The organism is Burkholderia seminalis DSM 23518, from assembly GCF_902832885.1.
Lineage (GTDB): Bacteria > Pseudomonadota > Gammaproteobacteria > Burkholderiales > Burkholderiaceae > Burkholderia > Burkholderia seminalis.
In genome coordinates this window covers 246,938-272,071 of the sequence record NZ_CADFDK010000008.1, presented here as the reverse complement: position 1 = coordinate 272,071, position 25,134 = coordinate 246,938, and the positions used below count along the sequence as shown (strand labels likewise).

The window sequence follows — 25,134 nt, the reverse complement described above, 5'->3', positions numbered from 1 at the left end:
GCGTCGCAAAGGGACACAAGACGGCCGGCGGCCGTCTTTTTTCGCCCCGCGCGGCGCAGACCCGCCGGATGACGTCTTAAAATGGCGGTTTCCGGGCGCGGGCCCGCGTTTCATCCAGTGAGAGCGAAATGAGCACCAAAGTTTTTGTCGACGGCCAGGAAGGCACGACCGGCCTCAAGATCTTCGAATACCTGTCGGCACGCAACGACATCGAGATCCTGCGTATCGATGAAGCGAAGCGCAAGGACGTCGACGAGCGCCGCCGCCTGATCAACGCGTCGGACGTCACGTTCCTGTGCCTGCCGGACGTCGCGTCGCGCGAATCGGCCTCGCTCGTCGAGAACCCGAACACGACGCTGATCGACGCGAGCACCGCATTCCGCACGAGCGCCGACTGGGCCTACGGCCTGCCCGAGCTGACCCGCGCGCAGCGCGAGAAGATTCGGACGTCGAAGCGCATCGCCGTGCCCGGCTGCCACGCCTCGGCGTTCGTGCTCGCGATGCGCCCGCTCGTCGACGCAGGGATCGTCGCGCCGACGTTCGCCGCGCACAGCTACTCGATCACCGGCTACAGCGGCGGCGGCAAGTCGATGATCGCCGAATACGAAAGCGCGGCGCCCGGCGGCAAGCTCGCGAGCCCGCGCCCGTATGCGCTCGGCCTCACGCACAAACACCTTCCGGAAATGGCCGCGCACACGGGCCTCGCGAACGCACCGATCTTCACGCCGATCGTCGGCCCGTTCCTGAAGGGGCTCGCGGTGACGACCTACTTCACGGCCGAGCAGCTCGCGAAGCGCGCCACGCCGCAGGACGTGCAGCGTGTGTTCGCCGAGTACTACGCGGACGAAGCGTTCGTGCGCGTCGCACCGTTCGATGCGGACGCGAACCTCGACGGCGGCTTCTTCGACGTACAGGCGAACAACGATACGAACCGTGTCGACCTGTTCGTGTTCGGCAATGCCGAGCGCTTCGTCACGGTCGCGCGCCTCGACAACCTCGGCAAGGGCGCGTCGGGCGCCGCGATCCAGTGCATGAACCTGAACATCGGCGCGGCCGAGGACGCAGGTCTCAAACGCTGATTCAGCATCGCATGCAATGCAAAGCCGGCCAGTGGCCGGCTTTTTATTTATCCATATCAGGCAATAAATAAAAATCCCTGATCGCGCATTTACAAATATTTACAAGCTTTCCATTGTGCGATTACCGGCGAATTAAATCCCCCGATCCTGCTCCAGTCAATCCCGAATAGGGATAAACCGGATACCGTCGCTTTAAACGCTGCCGTTATCCGCAGGAAGGCGCGCCGAGAGCGTGCCGGGCGTCGCGCATCCCCCACTCAGGAAGCTTTTCTCGGCCCGCCGCACGTTTAAATTCTTACCGAATGCCATGTCAGGCAAGGACTCAAAACACGATTCCCGTTTCAATCGCCTTTTTTAGACGGGTTCATCAATTGACAGCAAAAACCCAGGCAGCGACATTAGCTCGCACAATTAAACGATTGGAGACAGCGGCATGTCGCACGCCTTATCGAAGGGGGTGGCAACGGCCTTTGCCATCGCCCCTTTCCTGGTTGCATGTGGTGGAGGGGACTCCGGCGGCGCGCTCGCGCCGATCAACGCGCCCCAATGTTCCGGATCGAGTTGCGGCACGCAAGGGCCGCCGCCGTCGCAGCCCATCAACGGCGCGCTGTGCCCGGCCAACGCCGACATCGTGAAGAGCACGTATCTCGGCGGCGCCGGTAGCGGCGAGATCGTCAGCGTCAACATCGACGCGGTCGCGATGACGTACACGCTCAAGTGGCTCGAATCGCCGATTCCGCTGAAGACGGGCACCGTCACGCCGAGCCGCGTCGGCACGACCATCACCGGCAAGGTCATCCACCCGCCGACCGGCACGCTGCCGACCGCCGAGCAGACGCGTTGCGCATTCGTCCTCACGCCGGGCACGGGCCCCGCGCCGGACGGCTCGACCTATTCGACGGCCGCCGACTTCAACCAGGCGAACCCGCCGATGCTGCTGGTCGGCATGGGCGTCGCGGGCGGCGGCATTCCGGGCGCGACGATCCAGTACGACGGACTGACGATCGCCGTCGGCCCGATCGTGGTGGCAAAGGACGTCGGCAAGGTGCCCAACCGTCATTTCGACTTCTATCCGTTCCTCGGCTTCGCGAACACGACGACCGACCTGTCGAAGCTGCCGGGCACGTACAACGCGCTGATCTACCACCTCGTGCCGTCGGGCGACTACGCGACGAAGGGCACGAATTCGAGCGAGACGTTCGATGCGAACGGCGCGTGCACGTCGAGCGGCTCGGGCGGCTGCCAGACGACCGGCGACCCGTGGAAGACGAGCGCGAACGGCGGCTACTTCGACAGCACGAAGGCGCCGCAGACGCTGCCGCAGACGCAATTGCCGATCGTCGGCGCGACCGGCAAGTCGGCGACCGCGCACATGGTGATCGGCCAGCTCAACGGCGCGACGGTGCCGGTGATCGTGCGCACGGGCAACGTGAACCTCGGCACGCCGCCGCTGCACGTCGACGCGCAGGTCGACGACGAATCGGGCATCGCGGTGCTCGGTGCGGCGACGGCGATCCAGTCGGGCACGATCGACGGCGGCTACGCGGGCGCGGACTCGAACTTCAAGTACACGGCCGCGCTGATCCGCGGCGGCAACGCGTCGTTCATCAATCCGTCCACGCAGGTCGAGGAAGACGGTTTCACGCTCGACTACGGCCAGACGACGCCGGGCCTGCTGAACGCGACGACGACACCGAGGCCGCCGTCCGGCACGAACTACCCGTCCGCATCGGGCGTGGTGATCGCGACGGGCGGCCTGTACGCGGCACTGATCCAGGGCACGGTGAACGGCGGCGTCACGTCGACGTCGGCGAACTCGACGACTTCGTCGACACCGTACTTCGGCGTGGGCGCGCAGATCAGCAAGTAGCGAACGGGGACGCGGCGGCGGCCCGTCCGCCGTCGCGTAACGCACGACGCGCGCGGCACGGCGCGAGCAGGACGAGCACGACGAACAGAAGCGGCCGACAGGGAGCTGGCCGCCGTACAAGACAAATCTGGAGGAGCAACATGAAGCGCAACCTCATTCTGGCGGCGGCCCTTGCCGCCCCCCTTCTTTCCGCCTGCGGCGGCGGCAGCGACAACCCGCCGCCGCTCGTCGAAGACCGGCTCTGTCCCGCCACGCTCGACTACAGCACCGTGTTCACGGGCGGCGCGGGCAGCGGCGAACTCGCGAAGGTCCAGCTCGACACGACCAAGATGACCTGGCAGGTGACGTACGTCGAATCGGCCGTGCCGCGCACGACCGGCACGGTCACGCCGACCCGCGCGGGCACCGTCGACAGCGGCACGCTCACGCAGGAAACGCTGCTGCCGACCAACAAGCTGAACCAGTGCGCGTTCCGGCTGAACGGCGCGAGCCTCGACGCATCGCGCCCGGCGCGGATCTTCGTCGGCTTCGGCGTCGCGGGCGGCACGATCCCCGGCAAGGAAATCCAGTTCGACGGCGTGCTCGGCCAGGCCGCGGTGCCCGACACGAAATTCCCGTACTACCCGTTCATCGGCTTCTCGTCGATCGAGACCGACATCACGAAGGTCGCCGGCACGTACAGCCACACCGGCTTCGGCGAAGTGCCGTCGCAGAAGTTCGCGCCGGCGTCGATCGACGCGAAGGTGACGATCAACGCGGACGGCTCGTGGACCAAGTGCGACTCGACCGGCCAGTTCGCCGGCGGCGCGTGCACGCAGCAGGGCTCGAACTTCGCGCTGTCCGCCGACGGCAGCGGCGCGTTCCAGTCGAACAACTACCAGAGCCAGCTGAAGCCGACGCTGTCGGCCACGCCGCAGGGCAAGGGCTTCATGATCGTCGGCAAGCTGCGCAACCAGCTCGTGCCGATCCTCGTGCGCACGGGCGTCGCGAACCCGAACCCGACGCCGGACAGCAACGGCGTGCCGGGCCTCACCGCGGACGACGAATCGAGCATCTCGATCCTCGCGCCGCAGACGGCGATCGCGGCCGGTTCGCAGAACGGCGAGTACATCGGCGTCGACAGCGAGTTCAACTACCGGACCACCGCGCTGATCAACACCCAGGCGACGCTGCTCGATCCGTTCCAGCCGTCCCAGGCGTCGCTCACGCGCGTGCTCGACCTCGACTACACGCAGAAGGTGCCGGGCACGGTCACGACGACCCACACGGGCGCAAGCAGCACGTCGCCGACCGGCAAGTTCATCTTCTCGGGTGGCGTGTTCGGTTTCCTCGACAACGCGGGATCGACGCCGTATTTCACGATCGGCGCATTCGTCCAGTAAGCGGAGGGAAAAGCCGTGATGAAGACAACCCTTCTCCGCGCGGCGGCCGGCGCCGCCGTGCTGGCGCCGCTCGCGGCGCACGCGCAGAGCGCCGGCAGCAACGTCGTCACGCTGGGCTGGTTCCACATCATGCCGCAGCAGAGCAGCACGCCGATGACGACCAACGTCGCGCCGACGCCGATCAACACGCCGTTGCGGCTGCCGCCGTCGTTCACGTCGGCGGGCACGGGGCTGCACACGAGCGGCGCCGACACCGTCGGCCTGACGGTCAGCCACTTCCTGACCGACCACATCGCGGTCACGTCGGTGGCGGGCGTGCCGCCGGTGTTCAAGGTGTCGGGCCAGGGCACGATCAAGCCGCCGGGACCTGCCGGCGCGCTCGGCACGCAGAACATCGGGCTGGCGTCGGTCAACCCGATCGTGAAGAGCGTGCGGCAGTGGAGCCCGGCGGTGATCCTGCAGTACTACTTCGGGCAGGCGACCGCGAAGTTCCGGCCGTTCCTCGGCCTCGGCGTGTCGTACAACTGGTTCAGCGACCTGCAGCTCAACACGAACTTCATCAAGCAGACGCAGGACAACCTCGGCGCGATCCTCGCGGCGGGCGCGGGCAAGCCGGGGACGACATCGGTGGAAGCGAAGGCGTCGTCGTCATGGCAGCCGGTGTTCAACGCGGGCCTGCAGTACAACATGACGGAGCACTTCGGGCTGATCGCATCGGTGACGTACATCCCGCTGAAGACGACGTCGACGGTGACGATCAAGGCGGCCGACGGTTCGGTGCTCGCGGAATCGAAATCGGACCTGAAGGCGGACCCGATCATCAGCTACGTCGGGATGACGTACAAGTTCTGACGCCGGCGCGCGCCGACGAATGGATCGCCGCGGCAAAATCGCAGGCAAAAAAAAGCCCGCCTAACCGGCGGGCTGAATCCATATCAGAGGAGACATGGAGGAGACAGGTGTCACTATATCGAATCGATTTCCGCATTGCAACATTTCCGTAGAGAAAATAAGGATTTTCCCTCGAACGCTGCCTCTAGTTCGCCATTGCCGCATCTGACCCTCCCCCGTTCTCGCGGTCGAGCACCTCGCCCAGCGCGTCGCGCAGCAGCGCGACAGGCCGCACCAGCCGGCCCGGCAGCGTGCCCTGCACGATCCACACGTTGATCCGCGTTTCCAGCCCCGCCGTTTCCACCACCCTCAATGCGTCGCGATGCGCACTGCGTGCCAGCGCATTCGGCGCGGCGATGCCGATCCCGGCGCCGCGCGCGACGAGTGAGAGCTGCAGCTCCGAGCCGAACGCCTCGACCGCGACGTCGAACGGCAGCCCGGCCGCGCCGAGCGCGCGGCTCAGCGCCGAGCGCATCCCGCAGCCGTCCTGGCTCAGCACCCACGGAAAACCCGACAGCGTGTCGAGCGACAGCGGACCGTCCGGCAGCGGAAAGTCGCGCGCGGCAACGAGCACCGTCGGCTGCGTCGCGAGCAGCGTCGCGGCGAACGCGTCGGGCAGCACCGTACTGGCCGGCACCATCACGGCCGCGACGTCGAGCGCACCGCGCTCGATGCCCTGCATCAGCGCCGGCGACCAGCCGGCCGTCACGCGCAGCGTGAGGCGCGGGAACGCGTCGCGCAGCCGATCGATCGGCCGCTCGAGCGCGAGCTCGGACAGGAACGGCGGCACGCCGATGCGCAGCTCGCCGGACGGCTCGCTGTCCGGCGCGCCCGCCGCCATCAGTTCGTCGACCGCACCCAGCACGTTGCGCGCGAGCGCGTAGACGTCGCGCCCGGTGGCGGTCGGCTTCAGCGGCTTGCTTTGCCGCTCGAGCAGCGGCACGCCGAGCAGCGTTTCGAGGTTCTGCACACGCCGCGTCAGGCCCGGCTGCGTCAGGTGGAGCTTCGCGGCCGCGGCGACCATCGACCCGCTGTCGACCACCGCCACGAACGCCAGGAGATCACGCGTATTCAAAACAAACTCGCATAATCATGTTAGACATATTTCAATTGTCGCATAAACATCGGGCACCTACGATGGGGATTCCTTCGCTCCCTCTCCCAGGCTTCCGATGAACTGCCCTGCCCACCGTTGTCCCGCCTCCGTTCCCCCGTCTGTCGCCGCGCCGCCCGCGCTGAGCACCGGGATGACGCTGTTCTTCGCCGCGACGGTCGGCGTGATCGTGATGGACCTGTTCGCCGCGCAACCGCTGACGGGCCCGATCAGCGCCGACCTGCACCTGCCGCCCGGCCTCGCCGGCCTCGTCGCGATGCTGCCGCAGCTGGGCTACGCGGCCGGGCTCGTGCTGCTCGTGCCGCTGGTCGACCTGCTCGAGAACCGCCGCCTGATCGTCACGACGCTCGCCGCGTGTGCCGCGGCGCTCGCGCTGCCCGCGTTCACGCAATCGGGCACCGTGTTCCTGCTGGCGACGTTGGCGGCCGGCGCGGCGTCGAGCGTGATCCAGATGCTCGTGCCGATGGCCGCGTCGATGGCGCCCGAAGCGCAGCGCGGCCGCGCGGTCGGCAACGTGATGAGCGGGCTGATGCTCGGCATCCTGCTGTCGCGGCCGCTCGCGAGCCTGATCGCGGGTTCGGCCGGGTGGCGCGCGTTCTACCTGCTGGCCGCGGTCGCGAATGCGGCGATCGCCGTCGTGCTCGCGCTGCGCCTGCCGGCGCGCACGCCGTCGATCACGGCCGGCTACCGCACGCTGCTCGCGTCGCTGGGGCGCCTGCTCGCCGACGAACCGGTGCTGCGCCGGCATGCGCTGTCGGCCGCGCTCGCGATGGCCGCGTTCAGCGCATTCTGGACGGCCGTCGGGCTGCGGCTCGCGCAGCCGCCGTTCGCGCTCGACCTGCACGGAATCGCGCTGTTCGCGTTCGCGGGCGCCAGCGGCGCGATCGTCACGCCGCTGGCCGGCCGCGCCGGCGACCATGGCCACGGCCCGGCCGCGCAGCGGATCGCGCACGGCACGATGCTCGCGGCGCTCGTCGTGCTGGGCATCGCCGGGGCCGGCTGGTTCGGTTTCGACACACATGCGCATCGCGGCGTCGCACTCGCGCTGCTGGCCAGCGGTGCGGCATTGCTGGACGCGGGCGTCATCGTCGACCAGACGATCGGCCGCCGCGCGATCAACCTGCTGGACCCGGCCGCACGCGGCCGCCTGAACGGGCTGTTCGTCGGCCTGTTCTTCGTCGGCGGCGCACTCGGCGCGGCGCTCGCGGGCAGCGCCTGGGCCTGGGGCGGATGGAACGCGGTGTGCGGCGTGGGGTTCGCGTTCGCCGGCACGGCCGCCGGGTTCGGTCTCGCGGCCGGGCGCGGGGCCGGCGCGGCGGCATTGACTCGCCCGCGTGCATGAGCGGCGGTGCAGCGGGCCTGAAGCGGCCCCGAAAAGCCGAACGCCCCGCCCTCATGCAAGGGACGGGGCGTTCGGCGCGCCGGAATCAGGTCGGGTCGAAATCAGTGACGCACGAGCGCCATCATCGCGCCGAAGCCGACGAACAGCCCGCCCGTCAGCCGGTTGAACACCTTCGCGACGCTCTGGCTCTTCAGCGTCGTGCCGATGCGCGTGCCGAACGACGCGTAGACGAGATACCAGCTCACCTCGATCACCGCGAACGTGACGACGAGGATGCCGAATTGCGGCAGCGTCGGCTCGGCCGCGTTGATGAACTGCGGCAGCAAGGCGGCCGCGAACAGGATCGCCTTCGGGTTGCTGCCCGCGACCAGGAAACCGTTGCGGAACAGCGTCCCGCGCGATGCGGCCGCCGTCTGGCCCGCCGCCGGCTCGGCGCCGGCCGCCGGGACATCGTCGGCACGCGCGCGCCATGCCTTCACGCCGAGGTAGATCAGGTAAGCCGCACCCGCGAAGCGCAGCGTGTTGAACATCGCCGGCCACGCCTCGAGCACCGCGCCGAGGCCCGCCGCCGACACCGACAGCATCAGCACCAGCGCGCTCAGGCAACCGGCCATCGTCGACGCCGAGCGGCGCAGCCCGTGGCGCGCGCCGTGCGTCATCACGAGCAGCATGTTCGGGCCCGGGATCGCCGATACGACGAACACCGTCGCCACGAAAAGCCACCACGTATGCAGGTTCATGACCGCCTCTGAATGTAGGGAATGCAGGGAAAACGAAATGCCGATTATGCCGCGAGCATGGCGCTTGTGTCGCGCGTCAGCGGCCGGCGCGGCGCAGCGCGACCTCGCCGAGCACCGCGAAATCCTGGTCGCCGCCGCCATGCGCGAGCGCGTCGAGCAGGCTGTCGCGCACGACGCTCGCCACCGGCAGCGGCACCGACGTCGCGTCGCCGGCTTCCAGCGCGAGGCGGACATCCTTCAGCCCGAGGCGCGCCTTGAAGCGCGCGGGCTCGTAGCGCCGCTCCGCGATCATCGAGCCGTAGCCCTCGTAGACCGGCCCCGGAAACACGCTGTTGGTGATCACGTCGAGGAAGTCGCGCATCGCGACGCCGTGCGCGCCCAGCAGCGCCGACGCCTCGCCGAGCGTCTCGATCGCCGACGCGAGCGTGAAGTTCGCGGCGATCTTCGCGACGTTCGCGTGCTGCGGCAGCGAGCCGAACCGCCAGGTCTTCTGGCCGATCGCGTCGAACAGCGGCTGCACGCGGTCGATCGCCTCGGCCGGGCCGCCGGCCATGATCGTCAGGCGTGCGGCGGCGGCCACGTCGGGCCGCCCCATCACCGGCGCGGCGACGTAGTCGATACCGCGCGACGCGTGCGCGTGCGCGAGCGATTCGGCGAGCGCGACCGACACCGTCGCCATGTTGACGTGGATCAGCCCGCGCGGCGCCTGCGCGAGCAGCGCGTCGTCGAACACCGCGCGCGCGGCGGCATCGTCGCCGAGCATCGAGAACACCGCGTCGCCGCGAAACGCATCGGCCGGGGTGTCGACGATCTGCGCGCCGAACGCCGCGAGCGGCTCGGCGCGCTCGCGCGACCGGTTCCAGACCCGCACCGTGTGGCCCGCCTTCAGCAGGTTCGTCGCGATCGCCTGCCCCATTTCGCCCAGCCCGATAAACCCGAGATCCATTGCCCGCTCCTTCGCTCCGTGAAGCCGCGAGTTAAACACAGATGCCGGCCGTCTGCAGCGCCTGCCGCCGGCCGGGCGCGGTGCGATACTGCACGGATGGCGATCGCGACCTTCCGCTTCCATGGCGAACTGAACGCGTTTCTCCCGCGCGCGCGGCGCGACCGCGCGTTCGGGCGCGCCTGTGCGCGCGACGCGACGGTGAAGCATGCGATCGAGGCGCTCGGTATCCCGCATACCGAAATCGGCCGGCTTTGCGTGAACGATCTGCCCGCCGCGCTCGACCGGCCGCTTTGCGACGGCGACCGCGTCGAAGCCTTTCCGGAACGCGCCCGGCCGGCGGCGAACGGGGCCACCGCGCCGCCGCCGGTGCCGTGGCGCTTCGTCGCCGACGCGCATCTCGGCGGCCTCGCTCAGTTGCTGTGCCTCGCCGGCTTCGACACCTGCTACGACAACCACTACCGCGACGACGAACTCGCGGCGCTGGCCGAGCGGGAGGGCCGGATCGTGCTGACGCGAGACCGCGAGCTGCTCAAGCGGCGCGCGGTCGTGCGCGGCTGCTACCTGCATGCGCTGCAGCCGGCCGACCAGTTGCGCGAGCTGTTCGAGCGGCTCGATCTCGCGCCGCACATGCGGCCGTTCCGGCTGTGCCTGCGCTGCAATGCGCCGCTGCACCCGCTCGACGCGGCCGCCGCCGCGCCGCGCGTGCCGGACGGGGTCCGGCAGCGGCACCGGCGCTTCGCCGCGTGCGACGTGTGCCGGCGCGTGTTCTGGGAAGGCTCGCACTGGCGGCGCATGCGTGCGGTGGTCGACGCGATGCGTACGCCGTCACGGCCATCGCCACTGCCGTCCGGCGAACGCGGCGCCTGAAAAAACAAAACCCCGCATGCCGGAGCATGCGGGGTTGTTCGACGGACGGCCGGCTACGCCTGCCGTCGCCAGGCAGCGTGCTTAGTTCTGCGTGCCTGCGTCGTTCGTGCCGGCGGCCGATGCGGCTGCAGCCTTCGCCTGGCCCTTCTTCGAACCGTGGTGCTTCAGCTGGTGCTTCGGCTTGCTGTGATCCTTCTTGGCCGGTGCCGGAGCGGCTGCCGACGTGTCGGCTGCCGGCGCGGACGCCTGTGCGAATGCCGAAACCGATGCGAGCGCGAATGCCGCGGCGATGATCGAAGCGAGCGTCTTCTTCATTGTTCTTCCTTTAGCGGAGAAAAAATCAAACGTACCGGTAAGTAAAGATGCGAGGCATTCGCATCGGAGCCCCAGGCCGCGAGGCCGGCTTTCGCCGGTCCGCCGCGACAAAACCTGACGCACTGGTTCCATAACGCACCGTGTTCGCGGCAAGTTGACACGTTGCTTGCACCTTCGGGTTTCCCCGGGGGCCGGCTCGTCGTCCCGCGCCGGCGAGCCGCTCCGGCTGCCGCCGCGTCGCGCCGCAAACCGGCTCGCGCACCGTCGGGGCGGCGCTTATACTGGCGTCCATCCGTCCCTTTCCCCGGAAACCGGATCGCGGCCGGTCGCCAGACCGCCGCCGTCTCGAGGCGCTCAAATTGCCCGATCACAATCTGGACAAACTGAAAATCGACCGGCGTCCGATCGCACCGGCGCCCCGTCGGCGCCGGTGGGCCCGCGTGGCCGCCGCCGCCGCGGCCGTCGTCGTCGCGATCGCCGCCGGCATCGCGCTCAGCGGCCGGCCGACGGTCGAAACCACGTCCGTCACGTCCGCCTACCCGTACCAGAACGACACGCAGCTCAATGCGACCGGCTACGTCGTGCCGCAGCGCAAGGCCGCGGTCGCGTCGAAGGGCCAGGGGCGCGTCGAATGGCTCGGCGTGCTCGAAGGCACGCGCGTGAAGAAGGACGACATCATCGCGCGCCTCGAAAGCCGCGACGTGGAAGCGTCGCTCGCGCAGGCGCGCGCGCAGGTGCAGGTCTCCCGCGCCAACCTCGGCGTGGCGCTGGCCGAGCAGAAGGACGCCGAAATCGCGCTGCGCCGCACCGCCGCGCTCGCGCCGAAGGGCGCCGTGCCGGCCGCGCAGCTCGACATCGACACGGCCCGCGTGAACAAGGCGCGCGCGTCGGTCGGCAGCGACCAGGCGGCGATCGCGTCGGCCGAAGCGAATGCGCAGGCCGCGCAGGTCGCGGTCGACCAGACGGTGATCCGCGCGCCGTTCGACGGCATCGTGCTGGCGAAACACGCGAACGTCGGCGACAACATCACGCCGTTCTCGTCCGCGTCGGACAGCAAGGGCGCGGTCGTGACGATCGCCGACATGGACACGCTCGAGGTCGAGGCCGACGTCGCCGAATCGAACATCGCGAAGATCCGCGCCGAGCAGCCGTGCGAGATCCAGCTCGACGCGCTGCCCGACATGCGCTTCGCGGGCCGCGTGTCGCGCATCGTGCCGACCGTCGACCGCTCGAAGGCCACCGTGCTCGTGAAGGTGCGTTTCGTCGACCGCGACGAGCGCGTGCTGCCCGACATGAGCGCGAAGATCGCATTCCTGTCGAAACCCGTGTCGGCGCAGGACCGGCAGCCCGTCACGGCCGTGCAGGCGAGCGCGGTGGTCGAGCGCGACGGCCGGCCGGTCGTGTTCGTCGTGAAGGACGACACCGTGCACGCGGCGGCCGTGACGCGCGGCCTGCGGATCGGCGAACTGGTGGCGATCCGCGGCGTGAAACCCGGCGACACGGTCGTGCTCGCACCGGGCGCGAAGCTGAAGGACGGCGCGAAAGTGACCGTCGCGAAAAAGTAGCGCGCGTGAACGACGCACCGCCGCCCCTCGTCGAGATCAGCCACGTCGCGAAGTCGTACCGGCGCGGCAACCAGATCGTGCCCGTGCTGACCGACATCACGCTCGACATCGGCGCAGGCGACTTCGTCGCGCTGATGGGGCCGTCGGGCTCCGGCAAGAGCACGCTGCTGAACCTGGTGGCCGGCATCGACCGGCCCGACAGCGGCGAGCTGCGCGTCGGCGGCCTCGACATCTCGCAGCTCGCGGAGGCGCAGCTCGCCGAATGGCGCGCGGCGAACGTCGGCTTCATCTTCCAGTTCTACAACCTGATGCCGGTGCTCACCGCGTTCGAGAACGTCGAGCTGCCGCTGATGCTCACGCACCTGTCGCGCCGCGAGCGGCGCGAGCGCGTCGAGCTCGTGCTCGACATGGTGAACCTCGGCGACCGGACCAGCCACTATCCGTCCGAGCTGTCGGGCGGCCAGCAGCAGCGCGTCGCGATCGCCCGCGCGCTGATCACCGATCCCGTGCTGATCGTCGCCGACGAGCCGACCGGCGACCTCGACCGCGCGTCGGCCACCGACGTGCTCGCGATGCTGCAGCGGATGAACGCCGAGCTCGGCAAGACGATCATCATGGTGACGCACGACGCGCATGCGGCCAGCGCCGCCCAGTCGCTCGTGCATCTGGAAAAAGGGGAGCTGATCGATGGGCACGCCGGCTGAGCGGCGGCGGGAGCGCGCGCGATGTACGTGCTAAAGCTGATCGCACGCAACGCGCTGCGCCACCGGCTGCGCACGCTGCTGACCGTGCTCGGGCTGACCATCGCCGTACTGGCGTTCGGGCTGCTGCATACGGTGGTCGACGCGTGGTACGCGGGCGCGGCCGCCGCGTCCAGCGGGCGGCTCGTCACGCGCAACGCGATCTCGCTGGTGTTTCCGCTGCCCGTCAGCTACGAGAACCGGATCCGCGGCGTCGACGGCGTGACGGCCGTGGTCCGCTCGAACTGGTTCGGCGGCATCTACCGCGACCCGAAGAACTTCTTCGCGAGCTTCGCGGTGTCGGACAACTATCTCGACCTGTATCCGGAATTCATCATCCCGGCGCAGCAGCGCGCCGACTACGACCGCGACCGCCGCGGCTGCCTGGTCGGCCGCCAGCTCGCCACGCAGTTCGGCTTCAAGATCGGCGACGTGATCCCGTTGAAGGGCACGATCTATCCCGGCACGTGGGATTTCGTCGTGCGCGGGATCCTCGACGGCCGCGACGACTCGACGATCACGCGCCAACTGGTGTTCCACTGGGATTACCTGAACGAGACGGTGCGCCAGCGCACGCCGAAGCAGGCCGACCAGGTCGGCGTGTTCGTGCTCGGCGTAGCGAACCCCGACGACGGCGCGTCGATCGCACGCAACGTCGACGCGGTGTTCAAGAACTCGCTCGCCGAGACGCTGACCGAGACCGAGCAGGCGTTCCAGCTCGGCTTCGTCGCGATGTCGAACCAGATCATCGCGGCGATTCGCCTCGTGTCCTACGTGGTGATCCTGATCATCATGGCCGTGATGGCCAACGCGATGGCGATGAGCGCGCGCGAACGCACGGCCGAGTACGCGACGCTGAAGGCGCTCGGCTTCGGCCCCGGCTTTCTCGCGCTGATCGTGTTCGGCGAATCGGTCGTGATCGCGCTGGCCGGCGGCGGCCTCGGGATCCTCGCGACACCGCCCGCCGCGAGCCTGTTCAAGCAGGCGGCCGGCGGCATCTTCCCGGTGTTCAGGGTGTCGGCCGGGACGGTCGCGCTGCAGGCCGCATGCTCGGTCGCGGTCGGCCTCGCGGCCGCGCTCGTGCCGGCGTGGCAGGCCGCACGCGTGCGCGTCGTCGAAGGCCTGCGGGCGATCGGGTAACGACGCGCATGGCGATCCCGCTCACCTACATCGCGCGCAACCTGTGGACCCGGCGCCTCACCACCGCGCTCACCGCCGGCGGGATGGCGCTCGTGATCTTCGTGTTCGCGACCGTGCAGATGCTCGACGCGGGGCTCACGCAGACGCTCGTGTCGACCGGCGAAGCCGACAACGCGGTGGTGATCCGCAAGGGCGCCGAGACCGAGATCCAGAGTTCGATCGACCACCAGCAGGCCAACGCGCTCGAGATGCACCCGGCCGTCGCGCTCGGCCCCGACGGCCGGCCGCTCGTGTCGAGGGAAGCGGTCGTGCTGATCTCGCTCGTGAAGACGTCGAGCGGCAAACCGTCGAACGTCGTGATCCGCGGCGTGTCGCCGGCCGGGCTCGCGCTGCGCCCGCACGTGAAGCGCGTGGCCGGCCGGATGTTCGCGCCGGGCTCGTCGGAGATCGTCGTCGGCAGCGCGATCGCGAAAGGCTTCAGCGGCACGCAGCTCGGCGACAGCCTGCATTTCGCGCAGCGCGACTGGACCATCGTCGGCATCTTCGACGCGGGCGGCAGCGGTTTCGATTCGGAAATCTGGGGCGACGTCGACCAGCTGATGCAGTCGTTCCGGCGCACCAGCTATTCGTCGATGGTGCTGCGCATCCCGGGCGCCGACGGCTTCGCGCGCTTCAAGGCCGACATCGACGTCGACCCGCGGCTGACCGACGAGGCGAAACGCGAGCAGACGTTCTACGGCGACCAGTCGAAGTCGCTGTCGACGTTCATCAACATCCTCGGCATCACGCTGTCGACGATCTTCTCGATCGCCGCGATGATCGGCGCGATGATCACGATGTATGCGTCGGTCGCGAACCGCGTGGCCGAGATCGGCACGCTGCGCGCGCTCGGCTTCAAGCGCAGGAACGTGCTCGCCGCGTTCCTGCTCGAAGCGCTGCTGCTCGGCTTCGTCGGCGGCGTCGCGGGGCTCGCGTGCGCGTCGCTGATGCAGTTCGCGTCGTTCTCGACCACCAACTTCCAGACCTTCTCGGACCTGTCGTTCCGCTTCGTGCTGACGCCCGCGATCGTCGTGAAGACGCTGCTGTTCTCGCTCGTGATGGGGCTCGTCGGCGGGTTCCTGCCGGCGATGCGCGCCGCGCGGCTGAAGATCGTCGACGCGCTGCGCGCGCAGTGACGCGCGCCGCCGCTCACGTTCAACGCTCGCGCGGTACCCATGCGCCGTGGAACCCGGCCGGCACGCGGCGCGGCAGGTGCACGGTCGCGACTGGTTCGTCATCGATCGCGCGCGCATCGAGGATCACCACGTCGCTCGCGTCGGTCGCCGCGCGGTAGACCATCACCAGCAGCCAGCCGTCGTCCTCGTCGGTGCCGCCCGGGCGCGGCACGAACACCGGCTCGCCGTTCTGGTCGCCGGGCGGCACGGCGTAATGCGTCGTCGTGCCGCGCGCGTGATCGAAGCGCATCACGCCGCGCATTTCCGCGTTGTTCGGCTGCTCGACCGCATACAGGTAGCAGTAGCGGCGCCCCGTCCGGCTGTCGTTGATGCGCGGCAATTCGATGCCGCCGTCGGCGAGCGGCCCTTCGTCGACCAGCCCGTTCGCCGTGTCGATCACGTAGCGCCACAGCTCGCCGACCGGGTTGTCGGCGAAGCGGCCCGTGCGCGCATCGAACCGCAGGAACGACGGATAGCGCACCGCGTCGAGCACGATGCACGACGCGTCGCAGTCATATGCGTTCACGACGTGCTGGATGAAGCACGGCTCGACACCGAACCAGCGCACGGCGCCGCCGTGCCGCGGCATCACGCCGATGCGCGCGGGCCGGTCGTCGTGCCAGCGCAGCGGCATCCGGTGGCCCTGCTTCAGCAGCGAGAAGTCGTAGCCGACGTTCAGGTCGAGCAGCAGGCTGCGGGTTTCGGTGATCGCGAGGTCGTGCATCATCGACGGCGCATTCAGGTCGATTTCGACGTCGACGCGCTGCACGCCGTGCGCGTCGATCACGCCGTAGCGCAGCCACGGCGCGCGCCAGTCCGCACGGAACGCGATCAGTTCGCCGGTCACCGGATCGACCTTCGGATGCGCGGTCATTCCGCCGCCGAAGCCCGCGTGCCGCGCCGCCGCGCCGAGCGAATCGAGCGCGGGCGTGATCGCGAGGGGCGCGCCGCCCTCGGCCAGCGCGAGCAATTCGCCCGCATGCTGCAGCACGTTCACGTTGGGATTGGTGTCGGGCAGATGCGGCACCTGCCCCGGCGCATGCACGGCGGCCCAGCGCTGCGTGCGCGCCCAGCGGTTCCGGTAGCCGGTCGCGCGGCCACGGTCGAACGCGATCGCGTGCAGCATCGCGGCTTCCGGCCACCACGACAGCATGTCGTTGCCTTCGAAGCGGCCGCCCGGCGGATTCGGGCCGTTGCGCAGCAACGTGCCGTCGAGTTCGCGCGGGATGGCGCCCGTCACGCGCAGGTCGACGACATCGACTTCGTCGGCGACCGGCGCGATCGCGCCGTGGTTCAGGTCGAATGCGGTCATCGCGTCGGCGCTCCGTCAGCAGTCTTCGGCGGACGGCGGCATGTCGCCGCGCGCCAGCGCGAGCGCGTGGTCGCGCACGTCGTCCGGCCAGCCGGCAACCAGTTCGGCCAGCCGCGCCGGCTCGTTCGCGTACAGCGCCCGCGCGGCTTCCTCGAAACCGGGCAGGTCGCCCGCCATCGCCGACATGAAGTGATAGGCGCGCGCCTGCGCGTCGCGGTGCCGGTCGGCCGCCGCATGCGTGCGCCGCGCGTCCTCGACCAGCTTGCGCAGCGCGACCGACGCGCCGCCCGGCTGCGCGCCAAGCCATTCCCAGTGACGCGGCAGCAGCGTGACCTCACGCGATACGACGCCAAGCTTCGGCCGACCGCGGCCGCGCTGCTCGCCCGCGCCTGCCGGCGCGCCGGCGGCGCCGGGCACGTCGCCCGACGGCGGCGCATAGCGCACGCGGATGTCGTCGTCCGTGCCCCGCAGGTCGAGGTCGATCGAGCGGCCCGTCGCGTCGTCGAAGATCAGGATCGTGCCGTGCGTCGCGTCGCCGGCCGCCTGCCGGACCGCGAGCGCAACTGTCGCGAGCGGCCCCGACGCGAGCCGCCGGTGGCCGTCGAAGGCCGTGTACGAAGGAAGAAGCGTGGAGGTTGTCATCGTGGTCGCCCGCAGGCCGGGATCAGAATGGCGCTATTTTTATCCGGGTATTAATTGGATGTCAATATTATCCGGGTAAAAATTTGACGGCAGTGCCTCCCCCTCGGGCGACCACGGCGCCGGTCAGGCCGCCCGGACGGGCAACCAGGGCGGCTGCAACGCGACGGCGACACCGCCGACGGCGCTCCGCGCTGGCGTCCGGCACGCTCGCGCGCGTCCTGCCGGCTGGCGCGGACGACGCGCGCGCCGGACCGATCGATTCAAATGCTGAATCGATCAAGTCAGCAATTGGCATGAAAGCGAAGTTTTCGACATGACAGAATGGCCCGGACGCCTTGCCCGACTCGGCGCCCGGTGCCCTGCCTCCGGCCGGCGGCACCCATACGACAACATCACGCGCGCGCCGACGCGCCCGCCGCACGACGGCACCTTCCGTCCTTCGGAGGAGACAAGTCATGAATCCGCTTCACGCGCTGCCGGCGTCCGCGTCGGCAACGGTCCGGCGCACGCGCGTGCGCTGGCTCGTGCTGGCCGTCCTGTTCGCGGTCACGACAATCAACTACGCGGACCGGGCGGCGATCGCGATCGCGGGCCCGAGCCTTGCCCGCGCGCTGCACCTGAGCCACGTGCAGATCGGCTTCATCTTCTCCGCGTTCGGCTGGTCGTACGTGGTCGCGCAACTGCCGGGCGGCTGGCTGCTCGACCGCTACGGGTCGCGCATCGTCTACGCGTTCAGCATCTTCTTCTGGTCGCTGTTCACGCTGCTGCAGGGCGCGATCGGTTTCTTCGGCGGCGCGGCCGCGTTCGCGCTGCTGTTCGGGCTGCGCTTCCTCGTCGGCGCGGCCGAGGCGCCGTCGTTCCCGGCCAACAGCCGAATCGTGTCCGCGTGGTTCCCGGCTGCCGAGCGCGGCACCGCGTCCGCGATCTTCAACGCCGCGCAGTACGCGGCGACCGTCGTGTTCGCGCCGCTGATGGGCTGGCTCGTGCACGCGTTCGGCTGGCAGTCGGTGTTCGCGGTGATGGGCGTGCTCGGTTTCGCGTTCGTCATGGTGTGGAACCGCACGATGTACGACCCGAAGGACCACCCGAACGTCAACCGCGCGGAACTCGACTACCTCGCCGAAGGCGGCGCGCTCGTCAACATCGACCAGGCGACGGGCGGACGCGACGGCGGCCCGTCGATGCGTCACGTGAAGGCGCTGCTGAAGAACCGGATGCTGATCGGCGTGTACGTCGCGCAGTACTGCATCAACGCGCTCACCTATTTCTTCATCACGTGGTTTCCCGTCTATCTCGTGCAGGCGCGCGGGATGTCGATCCTCAACGCGGGGCTCGTCGCGTCGATCCCGGCCGTGTGCGGGTTCCTCGGCGGGATTCTCGGCGGCGTCGTGTCCGACGCGCTGCTCAAGCAGGGCCGGTCGCTGTCGGTCGCGCGCAAGGTGCCGATCGTGGCCGGCATGCTGCTGTCGATGTCGATGATCGTCTGCAACTACACCGATTCGCACGTGCTCGTCGTGCTGTTCATGGCGCTGTCGTTCTTCGGCAAGGGGCTCGGCGCGCTCGGCTGGGCGGTCAACGCAGACACCGCGCCGCGCCAGATCGCCGGGCTGAGCGGCGCGCTGCTCAACACCTGCGGCAACCTCTCCAGCATCACGACGCCGATCGCGATCGGCTACATCGTCGACCGCAGCGGCTCGTTCAACGGCGCGCTCGTCTATGTCGTCGCGCACGCGCTCGTCGCCGTGATCTGCTACCTGTTCGTCGTCGGCGAGATCCGCCGCGTCGAGCTTCAATGAACGGCGCGGGCCGCGCCGGCGCGTCCGGCGGCCCGCGCGCCACCGGAACCAGGAGCGAACCGATGTCCGAACCCAGCCGCGCGGGCACGCCGCGCGTCACGCGCATGCAGGTGATTCCCGTCGCCGGCCGCGACAGCATGCTGCTCAACCTGTGCGGCGCGCACGCGCCGTACTTCACGCGCAACCTGGTGATCCTCGACGACAGCAGCGGGCATACGGGCGTCGGCGAAGTGCCGGGCGGCGAAGGCATCCGCCACGCGCTCGAGCGCATGACGGATCTCGTGGTCGGCCAGTCGATCGGCCGCTACCAGGCGACCCTCAACGCGGTGCGTGCGGCGCTGTCCGGCGCGGGTGCCGGGGCGGGCCGCACGATCCGGCACGAGGTGACGTCGGCCGGCGAGGCCGCGGTGCTGCGGCAGCCGCACGAGATCAACCTGCGGCTCGACAACGTGATCACCGCGATCGAGGCCGCGCTGCTCGACCTGCTCGGCCAGCACCTCGACGTACCGGTCGCGGCGCTGCTCGGCGAAGGCCAGCAGCGCGAAGCGGTGCCGATGCTCGCGTACCTGTTCTATATCGGCGACCGGCGCCGCACCGACCTGCCGTATCGCGACGACGCGCATGCGGCGAACGCGTGGTTCCGGCTGCGCAACGAAACGGCGCTCGCGCCGGCCGACATCGCGCGGCAGGCCGAAGCCGCGGTCGACCGCTACGGCTTCGCCGATTTCAAGCTGAAGGGCGGCGTGATGGCCGGCGCCGACGAGCTGGAAGCGATCGCGGCGATCAAGGCGCGCTTCCCCGATTCGCGCGCGACGCTCGACCCGAACGGCGCGTGGTCGCTCGACGAAGCCGTCGCGCTGTGCCGTGGGCAGGGCCACCTGCTCGCGTATGCGGAAGATCCGTGCGGGCCCGAAGGCGGCTATTCGGGCCGCGAGGTCATGGCCGAATTCCGCCGCGCGACGGGGATCCCGACCGCGACCAACATGATCGCGACCGACTGGCGGCAGATGGATCACGCGGTGCGGCTGCAGGCGGTCGACATCCCGCTCGCCGACCCGCATTTCTGGACGATGCAGGGCTCGGTGCGGCTCGCGCAGCTGTGCCGCGACTGGGGGCTCACGTGGGGGTCGCACTCGAACAACCACTTCGACGTGTCGCTCGCGATGTTCACGCACGCGGCCGCCGCCGCGCCCGGCACGATCACCGCGATCGATACGCACTGGATCTGGCAGGAAGGCGACGCGCGGCTCACGCGCGAGCCGCTCGCGATCGTCGGCGGCAAGGTGGCCGTGCCGGAACGGCCGGGGCTCGGGATCGAGCTCGACATGGCGCAGGTCGAGGCGGCGCATGCGTTGTACAACGCGGTGGGCGGCACCGCGCGAGATGACGCGGTCGCGATGCGCTATCTGGTGCCGGGGTGGGCTTACGATCCGAAGCGGCCGAGTTTCGGGCGGGGGTGAGGGGAAGGCGGGATGACGGGTGGCGGTTGCCAAATGCCGAAAACGGCCGCATCCTGCCGGCTGCCCGGATCGGCCCGCGCGGCGGATGGTCGGGCGCTCCCGCTCATCCGCGAAAGAACGCTCTCCATGACGTCATCCGATCCGACACTTCGGCAAATCATCGTCTTCATGCTGTATTCGGTGTTGTGTCTGCCGGCGAGCGTGACCGTCGCCAGCTATGTCGCAGCTCGGATTACGCGCAACGTATCGAATTTCGAAGGCGGTGCCGGTTACGCAGCGCTATGGTGGATCATTCTGCTGACCTGCACGTTCTATGCGCTATCGATCGTCGTCGGCGCGCTGCTGCGGAAAAGAACGGCGATTCTCGCGGTCGTTACGGTGGGGGCGGCCGTGTTGTCGGTGCCGACGTTCCGGTTGGTTCAGGATCTGGCGACGTAGTCCGCCGGCTATCGGACCCGCAAAAACAAAAAGGCCCGATCTCGCGATCGGGCCTTTCGAATTCCGTTGGTGGAGCGGAGGAGGATCGAACTCCCGACCTTCGCATTGCGAACGCGACGCTCTCCCAGCTGAGCTACCGCCCCAACAGTCGACCATCATACACACGCATTTCTGCGCTTGGCAATAGGGGTTACATCCCCCTGAAGCGTTACTTTGACGGCGCGCCGGCCAGCACCCATTCGACCACCGAACGGACATCGGCGTCGCTCATGCGCGGATGCGCGGGCATCGGAATCGCGCCCCAGACGCCCGAGCCGCCGTCCTTCACCTTCTTCGACAGCTTCGCGACGGCCTGCGGATCGGACTTGTAGCGCGCAGCAATATCCTTGAACGACGGGCCGACGAGCTTGCGGTCGACCGCGTGACAGCCCATGCAGGCGTTGCTGCGCGCAACCTTCAGGCCATCGCCGACGTCCGCGTGCGCTGCGCCCAGCGTGCCGACCACGAGCGCCGCGCCGGCGGCGCCCTGCACCATCCACTGTTTCATCTGCTTCATCCGCGCGCCCTTCATTGCGCCGGCGCCTTCGGGTTGCCCGGGTGCACGCTCGACGAATTCGAGATCGGGGCGGGCGACTGCAGCGGCGCGGACTGCACCGACGCGTCGGGTACCGCGCCGACCGTCGCGCTGTCCGCCGGCGCGGCGGCAGCCGACACGCCGGATGCGCCGCTCGCGGGCGAGGCGGCCTGCAGCGCCTGCGCGTCCTGCGGCTTCACGTACTGGAACACCTTCACGACCTTCTCGACGCCCGGCACCTGGCTCGCGGCTTCCGCGCCGCGATTGCCTTCGTCCACCGTCACGAGGCCCATCAGGTAAAGGTTGCCGCGTTCGCTGACGACCTTGTAGTAGTTCGCCGAGATGCCCTTCGTCGCGATCAGCTCGGACTTCACGCGCCCTTCGAGATACGAGTCGTTCGCGCGCGACGACAACGACGACGCCGGCTCGACCGACAGCTCGTTGACGATGCCGTTCACGTTGTTGATGCCGCGCACGATTTCCTCGGCGCGCTGCTTCGACGCATCGTTCGGCACTTCACCCGTCAGCAGCACGCGGCGGTTGAACACCGTCACATTCACGTGCGACTGGTCCGGTAGCCCGTTGTTGATCTGCGAAAGCGCCTTGACCTGGATCTCGCGGTCCTCCGTCTGCGCGCCGAGCGTCCGGCGATCGGTCGCGATCAGCGCGCCGCCGCCGGCCGCTGCACCCACGACTCCGAGCACACAACCCTGCAGCGACACGGCGAGGCCCGCCGTCAGCGCGGCGAGCAGCGTGGTTCTGACGAGCGTCTGTTTGACGCGGCTTTGATTCATCGACGGCTCTCCTTCGTTCAATCCTCACCCAGCAGCATCGCGTCGATGCCGTCGCACAGGCAGTGGATGGTCAGCAGATGGACTTCGTGGATGCGTGCCGCGCGAACGGCGTGCACGCTGATCGGAATATCGGTATCGGACAGCGCGGCCGCGACTGCATGGCCATTGCCGCCCGTCAGCGCGACGACGGTCATCTCGCGCTCGTGCGCCTCGTCGATCGCCGCCAGCACGCGCGGCGACGCGCCACCCGCATCGAGCACCAGCAGGATGTCGCCGGTCTGGCCGAGCACGCGCACCTGCTGCGCGAACAGCTGCTCGGCGGCCGCCGCCCCCATGAGGCCGGCCTGCGACGCATCGGTGGCCAGCGCGATCGCCGGCAGGCCCGGACGCTCGCGCTCGAAGCCGCCGACGAGCGACGCGGCGAGATACTGCGCGGCAGCAGCCGACGGGCCGTCACCGCACGCGACGATCTTGTTGCCGTTCGCCAGCGCGGCGAACATCGCATCGACCGCGGCTGCGATCGGCAACGACAGCGCGTCGGCCGCTTCAGCGTGAAGCGCGGCGCTGTCGTGGAATTGTTGCTGAATACGTTCGACTGACATCGATTCCTGGTGAACTGGGCGCGTGGCACATTTCGCGCGACATCGTGGGTGCGGCGAGTTTACCGTACTCCGGCACCCTCTCCGGGGGTCGGGCAAGAACTCTTTACATCTCGTCACACGTCGCGGCTACGCATCGTCGGTACGAAATGCGTCGCGCAGCCACGCGAGCCGGCCGGCCTCGAACGCGACGACATCGAACCGGCACGCGGCACCGGCACCGTGCCGCGCCCAGAACTGCAGCGCCGCCGCCACGAGGCGCCGCCGCTTGCGCCAGCCGACGCTCGCGGCCGCGCCGCCGTGCCGGACACTGCGCCGTGCGCGCACCTCGACGAACACGAGCATGCCGTCGGGCTCGCGCATCACGAGATCGAGCTCGCCGCCGCGCATCGTCACGTTCGCCGCGACGAACCCGAGGCCGCGGCGCTCGAGAAACTGCCGCGCGCGCTGCTCGAACGCCGCACCGACCGGTTTGGATCGTGCCGCGCCGGAAAAGTTGTCGCCCGCGTGCGGCAATCCGCGCCCGTCGCCCGGGCTGGCCGGCGCCGCGTGGCACAATGCCGACCTTGTTCCGCTTGCGCCGCGATTGCGTGCATTGCCTGCCATGACTGCCCTCCTCGAACTCGCGCACACGCAGCACTACCCGGACGCCGCGCTTTACGTGGTCGCCACGCCGATCGGCAATACGGCCGACATCACGCTGCGCGCGCTGCACGTGCTCGGCCTCGCCGACCGCATCGCGGCCGAAGACACCCGCAACACCGGCCAGCTGCTCGCCCGCTACGGGATCTCGAAGCCGCTCCTGGCCGTGCACGAACACAACGAACGCGAAGCCGCGCAGCGCGTGATCGAACTGCTGCGTGGCGGCGAACGCGTGGCTTACGTCTCGGACGCCGGCACGCCCGGCATCTCGGACCCCGGCGCGCGGCTCGTCGACGCGGTGCGCGAGGCCGGCTTCGCGGTGATCCCGCTGCCGGGCGCGAGCGCGGCCGTGACCGCGCTGAGCGTGGCCGGCGACTGGGCCGGCGCGTTCACGTTCGCGGGCTTCCTGCCGCCGAAGGCCAAGCAGCGCGCCAGCGCGCTGCAGGCGCTGGTGTCGCACCCGTATGCACTGGTGTTCTACGAAGCGCCGCACCGGATCGCCGAAACCGTCGCCGCGCTCGCCGATGCATTCGGCCCCGCGCGCCGGCTGCTGATCGCGCGCGAACTCACCAAGCTACACGAGCAGCTGTTCCAGGGCACCCTGTCCGAAGGACAGACCTGGCTGGCCGGCGATGCGAACCGGCAGCGCGGCGAGTTCGTGCTGGTCGTCGAAGGCGCGCCGGCGTCGAGCGGCGAAGCCGACGACACCGCGCACGACGCGCTGCTCAGGCTGCTGCTGGAAGAAGTGCCGGTGAAGAGCGCGGCCAAGCTCGCGGCCGCGCTGACGGGCGCATCGCGCAACACGCTGTATGCGCGTGCGCTCGCGCTGAAGGAAGGCTGACGCGGAACGACGCCGCGCCGAAACGACAAAGGGCTGCCGGAAGGCAGCCCTTTGCACTTGATGCTCGACGCGTGAGCGGACGAACCGCCGCGTTACTTCGCCGAGATCGACGCGAGCATTTCGTCGCGCGCCTCGCGCGCTTCCTGCGGCGACAGCCCCTCGATCTTCACGCGGCCCGTGCCGGCATGCACGAGGCCGATCAGCTTGGCAGCGGCATACGACAGGTCGAGCACACGGCCGCGCTTGAACGGCCCGCGATCGTTGACCTTCACGACGACCCACTTGCCGGTCGACGCATTCGTCACCTTGATGTACGACGACAGCGGCAGCGTGCGGTGCGCGGCGGTAAGCGCGTTCATGTTGAAGCGCTCGCCGTTCGCGGTGCGGCGGCCGTGGAAATCCCGCCCGTACCACGAAGCGCGGCCCGTCTGGCGGAAGTCGGATACATCCTTGCCGTCGATCGGCTCGGCGTCGGCCAGCGACGGCTTCTTCGCGTCCTTGCTGTCCGCGGCCGGCAGCGATGCCAGCGCGGAATCGAAATTGAGCGGCTGCTTGTCGTCGTCCGCCTTGGCGGCCGCGGCCGTCTTGTCGACCGCCTTCTTCTGGTTCACGCTGCCGGTGGTCTGGCTGGATGGCACCGCGCAGCCCGTCAGCGCAAAAAACAATGCAATGGTTCCGAATCGACTCGGAAAACGTAAATTCATCGACGTGTCGCCTTCTGGTTCGGGCCGCTCCGATACAACGCTGCTTCACAACGCAGATACGCGGCCCGGACGGCAAATGCGTGCACGCCCCGCTCGGATGCGAGCAGGCGGCTAGCATGGGCGCGGC

General features: G+C 69.2%; 25 protein-coding genes and 1 tRNA gene. 14 read left to right on the top strand and 12 right to left on the bottom strand.

Going from position 1 to position 25,134, the window contains the following annotated elements:
• Positions 1-128: 128 nt before the first annotated feature.
• From argC to HWX00_RS24510, 4 genes are all read left to right on the top strand, one after another.
• Positions 129-1,079, top strand: a complete 951-nt coding sequence (gene argC / locus HWX00_RS24525) for an N-acetyl-gamma-glutamyl-phosphate reductase (protein ID WP_175028543.1) — start codon at positions 129-131, stop codon at positions 1,077-1,079.
• Positions 1,080-1,512: 433 nt separating this feature from the next.
• On the top strand, positions 1,513-2,949 hold the full coding sequence (locus tag HWX00_RS24520; protein WP_034188029.1) for a DUF2957 domain-containing protein: 1,437 nt from the start codon (positions 1,513-1,515) through the stop codon (positions 2,947-2,949).
• 140 nt (positions 2,950-3,089) lie between these two features.
• Positions 3,090-4,331 carry a DUF2957 domain-containing protein gene (locus tag HWX00_RS24515; protein ID WP_034188030.1) on the top strand — a complete coding sequence of 414 codons (1,242 nt, stop codon included), beginning with the start codon at positions 3,090-3,092 and terminating at the stop codon, positions 4,329-4,331.
• Positions 4,332-4,349: 18 nt separating this feature from the next.
• Positions 4,350-5,183, top strand: a complete 834-nt coding sequence (locus tag HWX00_RS24510) for an OmpW/AlkL family protein (RefSeq protein ID WP_034188031.1) — start codon at positions 4,350-4,352, stop codon at positions 5,181-5,183.
• Positions 5,184-5,367: 184 nt separating this feature from the next.
• Here the strand turns inward: HWX00_RS24510 and HWX00_RS24505 are convergent, their stop codons facing one another.
• Positions 5,368-6,297 carry a LysR family transcriptional regulator gene (locus tag HWX00_RS24505; protein ID WP_175028542.1) on the bottom strand — a complete coding sequence of 310 codons (930 nt, stop codon included), beginning with the start codon at positions 6,295-6,297 and terminating at the stop codon, positions 5,368-5,370.
• Between the two features lie 97 nt (positions 6,298-6,394).
• Here HWX00_RS24505 and HWX00_RS24500 point away from each other — a divergent pair, with 97 nt between their 5' ends.
• A complete protein-coding gene (locus tag HWX00_RS24500; RefSeq protein WP_175028541.1) occupies positions 6,395-7,678 on the top strand; it encodes an MFS transporter in 1,284 nt (427 codons plus the stop codon).
• A gap of 101 nt (positions 7,679-7,779) precedes the next feature.
• Here the strand turns inward: HWX00_RS24500 and HWX00_RS24495 are convergent, their stop codons facing one another.
• Positions 7,780-8,418, bottom strand: coding sequence for a LysE family translocator (locus tag HWX00_RS24495; RefSeq protein WP_049030686.1), 639 nt, complete (start codon positions 8,416-8,418; stop codon positions 7,780-7,782).
• Positions 8,419-8,494: 76 nt separating this feature from the next.
• Positions 8,495-9,487, bottom strand: a complete 993-nt coding sequence (locus HWX00_RS24490; protein WP_264166561.1) for an NAD(P)-dependent oxidoreductase — start codon at positions 9,485-9,487, stop codon at positions 8,495-8,497.
• On the opposite strand from HWX00_RS24490, the gene HWX00_RS24485 reads away from it, so the two are divergent.
• A complete protein-coding gene (locus HWX00_RS24485; protein ID WP_175028540.1) occupies positions 9,461-10,231 on the top strand; it encodes a Mut7-C RNAse domain-containing protein in 771 nt (256 codons plus the stop codon). The genes HWX00_RS24490 and HWX00_RS24485 overlap by 27 nt on opposite strands.
• Before the next feature lie 81 nt (positions 10,232-10,312).
• Here the strand turns inward: HWX00_RS24485 and HWX00_RS24480 are convergent, their stop codons facing one another.
• Complete coding sequence (locus HWX00_RS24480) at positions 10,313-10,546, bottom strand: hypothetical protein (RefSeq protein WP_006494172.1); 234 nt, start codon at positions 10,544-10,546, stop codon at positions 10,313-10,315.
• Positions 10,547-10,905: 359 nt separating this feature from the next.
• Between HWX00_RS24480 and HWX00_RS24475 the strand changes: the two genes are divergently transcribed.
• From HWX00_RS24475 to HWX00_RS24460, 4 genes are read left to right on the top strand one after another with little or no spacing between them, the layout of a single operon-like run.
• Positions 10,906-12,111, top strand: coding sequence for an efflux RND transporter periplasmic adaptor subunit (locus HWX00_RS24475; RefSeq protein ID WP_175028539.1), 1,206 nt, complete (start codon positions 10,906-10,908; stop codon positions 12,109-12,111).
• A gap of 5 nt (positions 12,112-12,116) precedes the next feature.
• On the top strand, positions 12,117-12,815 hold the full coding sequence (locus HWX00_RS24470) for an ABC transporter ATP-binding protein (RefSeq protein WP_175028538.1): 699 nt from the start codon (positions 12,117-12,119) through the stop codon (positions 12,813-12,815).
• A gap of 21 nt (positions 12,816-12,836) precedes the next feature.
• Entirely contained in the window at positions 12,837-13,991 is a 1,155-nt protein-coding gene (locus HWX00_RS24465) for an ABC transporter permease (protein ID WP_175028537.1), read from the top strand.
• An 8-nt stretch (positions 13,992-13,999) separates the two neighbouring features.
• Positions 14,000-15,166 carry an ABC transporter permease gene (locus HWX00_RS24460; RefSeq protein ID WP_034188040.1) on the top strand — a complete coding sequence of 389 codons (1,167 nt, stop codon included), beginning with the start codon at positions 14,000-14,002 and terminating at the stop codon, positions 15,164-15,166.
• A 19-nt stretch (positions 15,167-15,185) separates the two neighbouring features.
• Here HWX00_RS24460 and HWX00_RS24455 read toward each other — a convergent pair whose 3' ends face one another.
• Both HWX00_RS24455 and HWX00_RS24450 read right to left on the bottom strand, forming a co-directional pair.
• Positions 15,186-16,517, bottom strand: coding sequence for a carotenoid oxygenase family protein (locus HWX00_RS24455; protein ID WP_175028536.1), 1,332 nt, complete (start codon positions 16,515-16,517; stop codon positions 15,186-15,188).
• A 15-nt stretch (positions 16,518-16,532) separates the two neighbouring features.
• Complete coding sequence (locus HWX00_RS24450; protein WP_175028535.1) at positions 16,533-17,159, bottom strand: DUF2239 family protein; 627 nt, start codon at positions 17,157-17,159, stop codon at positions 16,533-16,535.
• A gap of 455 nt (positions 17,160-17,614) precedes the next feature.
• On the opposite strand from HWX00_RS24450, the gene HWX00_RS24445 reads away from it, so the two are divergent.
• The 3 genes from HWX00_RS24445 (at position 17,615) to HWX00_RS24435 (ending at position 20,853) form a co-directional block, all read left to right on the top strand.
• A complete protein-coding gene (locus tag HWX00_RS24445) occupies positions 17,615-18,955 on the top strand; it encodes an MFS transporter (RefSeq protein ID WP_059559349.1) in 1,341 nt (446 codons plus the stop codon).
• Positions 18,956-19,017: 62 nt separating this feature from the next.
• A complete protein-coding gene (locus tag HWX00_RS24440; RefSeq protein ID WP_175028534.1) occupies positions 19,018-20,415 on the top strand; it encodes an enolase C-terminal domain-like protein in 1,398 nt (465 codons plus the stop codon).
• Between the two features lie 33 nt (positions 20,416-20,448).
• Entirely contained in the window at positions 20,449-20,853 is a 405-nt protein-coding gene (locus tag HWX00_RS24435; RefSeq protein ID WP_226194332.1) for a hypothetical protein, read from the top strand.
• A gap of 67 nt (positions 20,854-20,920) precedes the next feature.
• Here HWX00_RS24435 and HWX00_RS24430 read toward each other — a convergent pair.
• The 5 genes from HWX00_RS24430 to HWX00_RS24410 all read right to left on the bottom strand — a co-directional run bounded on the left by HWX00_RS24430 (position 20,921) and on the right by HWX00_RS24410 (position 23,378).
• Positions 20,921-20,996 (bottom strand) — tRNA-Ala (locus HWX00_RS24430).
• A gap of 65 nt (positions 20,997-21,061) precedes the next feature.
• Positions 21,062-21,409, bottom strand: a complete 348-nt coding sequence (locus HWX00_RS24425; RefSeq protein WP_376698775.1) for a c-type cytochrome — start codon at positions 21,407-21,409, stop codon at positions 21,062-21,064.
• Between the two features lie 11 nt (positions 21,410-21,420).
• Positions 21,421-22,221: a BON domain-containing protein gene (locus HWX00_RS24420; protein WP_049030150.1), complete on the bottom strand. Its 801-nt coding sequence runs from the start codon at positions 22,219-22,221 to the stop codon at positions 21,421-21,423.
• 17 nt (positions 22,222-22,238) lie between these two features.
• Positions 22,239-22,823 (bottom strand): SIS domain-containing protein, encoded by a 585-nt coding sequence (locus tag HWX00_RS24415; RefSeq protein ID WP_059559351.1) that lies wholly within the window; start codon positions 22,821-22,823, stop codon positions 22,239-22,241.
• Positions 22,824-22,949: 126 nt separating this feature from the next.
• Positions 22,950-23,378: a YraN family protein gene (locus tag HWX00_RS24410; RefSeq protein ID WP_175028547.1), complete on the bottom strand. Its 429-nt coding sequence runs from the start codon at positions 23,376-23,378 to the stop codon at positions 22,950-22,952.
• Positions 23,379-23,424: 46 nt separating this feature from the next.
• Here HWX00_RS24410 and rsmI point away from each other — a divergent pair, with 46 nt between their 5' ends.
• Positions 23,425-24,303, top strand: a complete 879-nt coding sequence (rsmI, locus tag HWX00_RS24405; protein WP_034188058.1) for a 16S rRNA (cytidine(1402)-2'-O)-methyltransferase — start codon at positions 23,425-23,427, stop codon at positions 24,301-24,303.
• Between the two features lie 92 nt (positions 24,304-24,395).
• On the opposite strand, the gene HWX00_RS24400 is transcribed toward rsmI, so the two are convergent.
• On the bottom strand, positions 24,396-25,007 hold the full coding sequence (locus tag HWX00_RS24400) for a septal ring lytic transglycosylase RlpA family protein (protein ID WP_034188059.1): 612 nt from the start codon (positions 25,005-25,007) through the stop codon (positions 24,396-24,398).
• Positions 25,008-25,134: the final 127 nt, after the last annotated feature.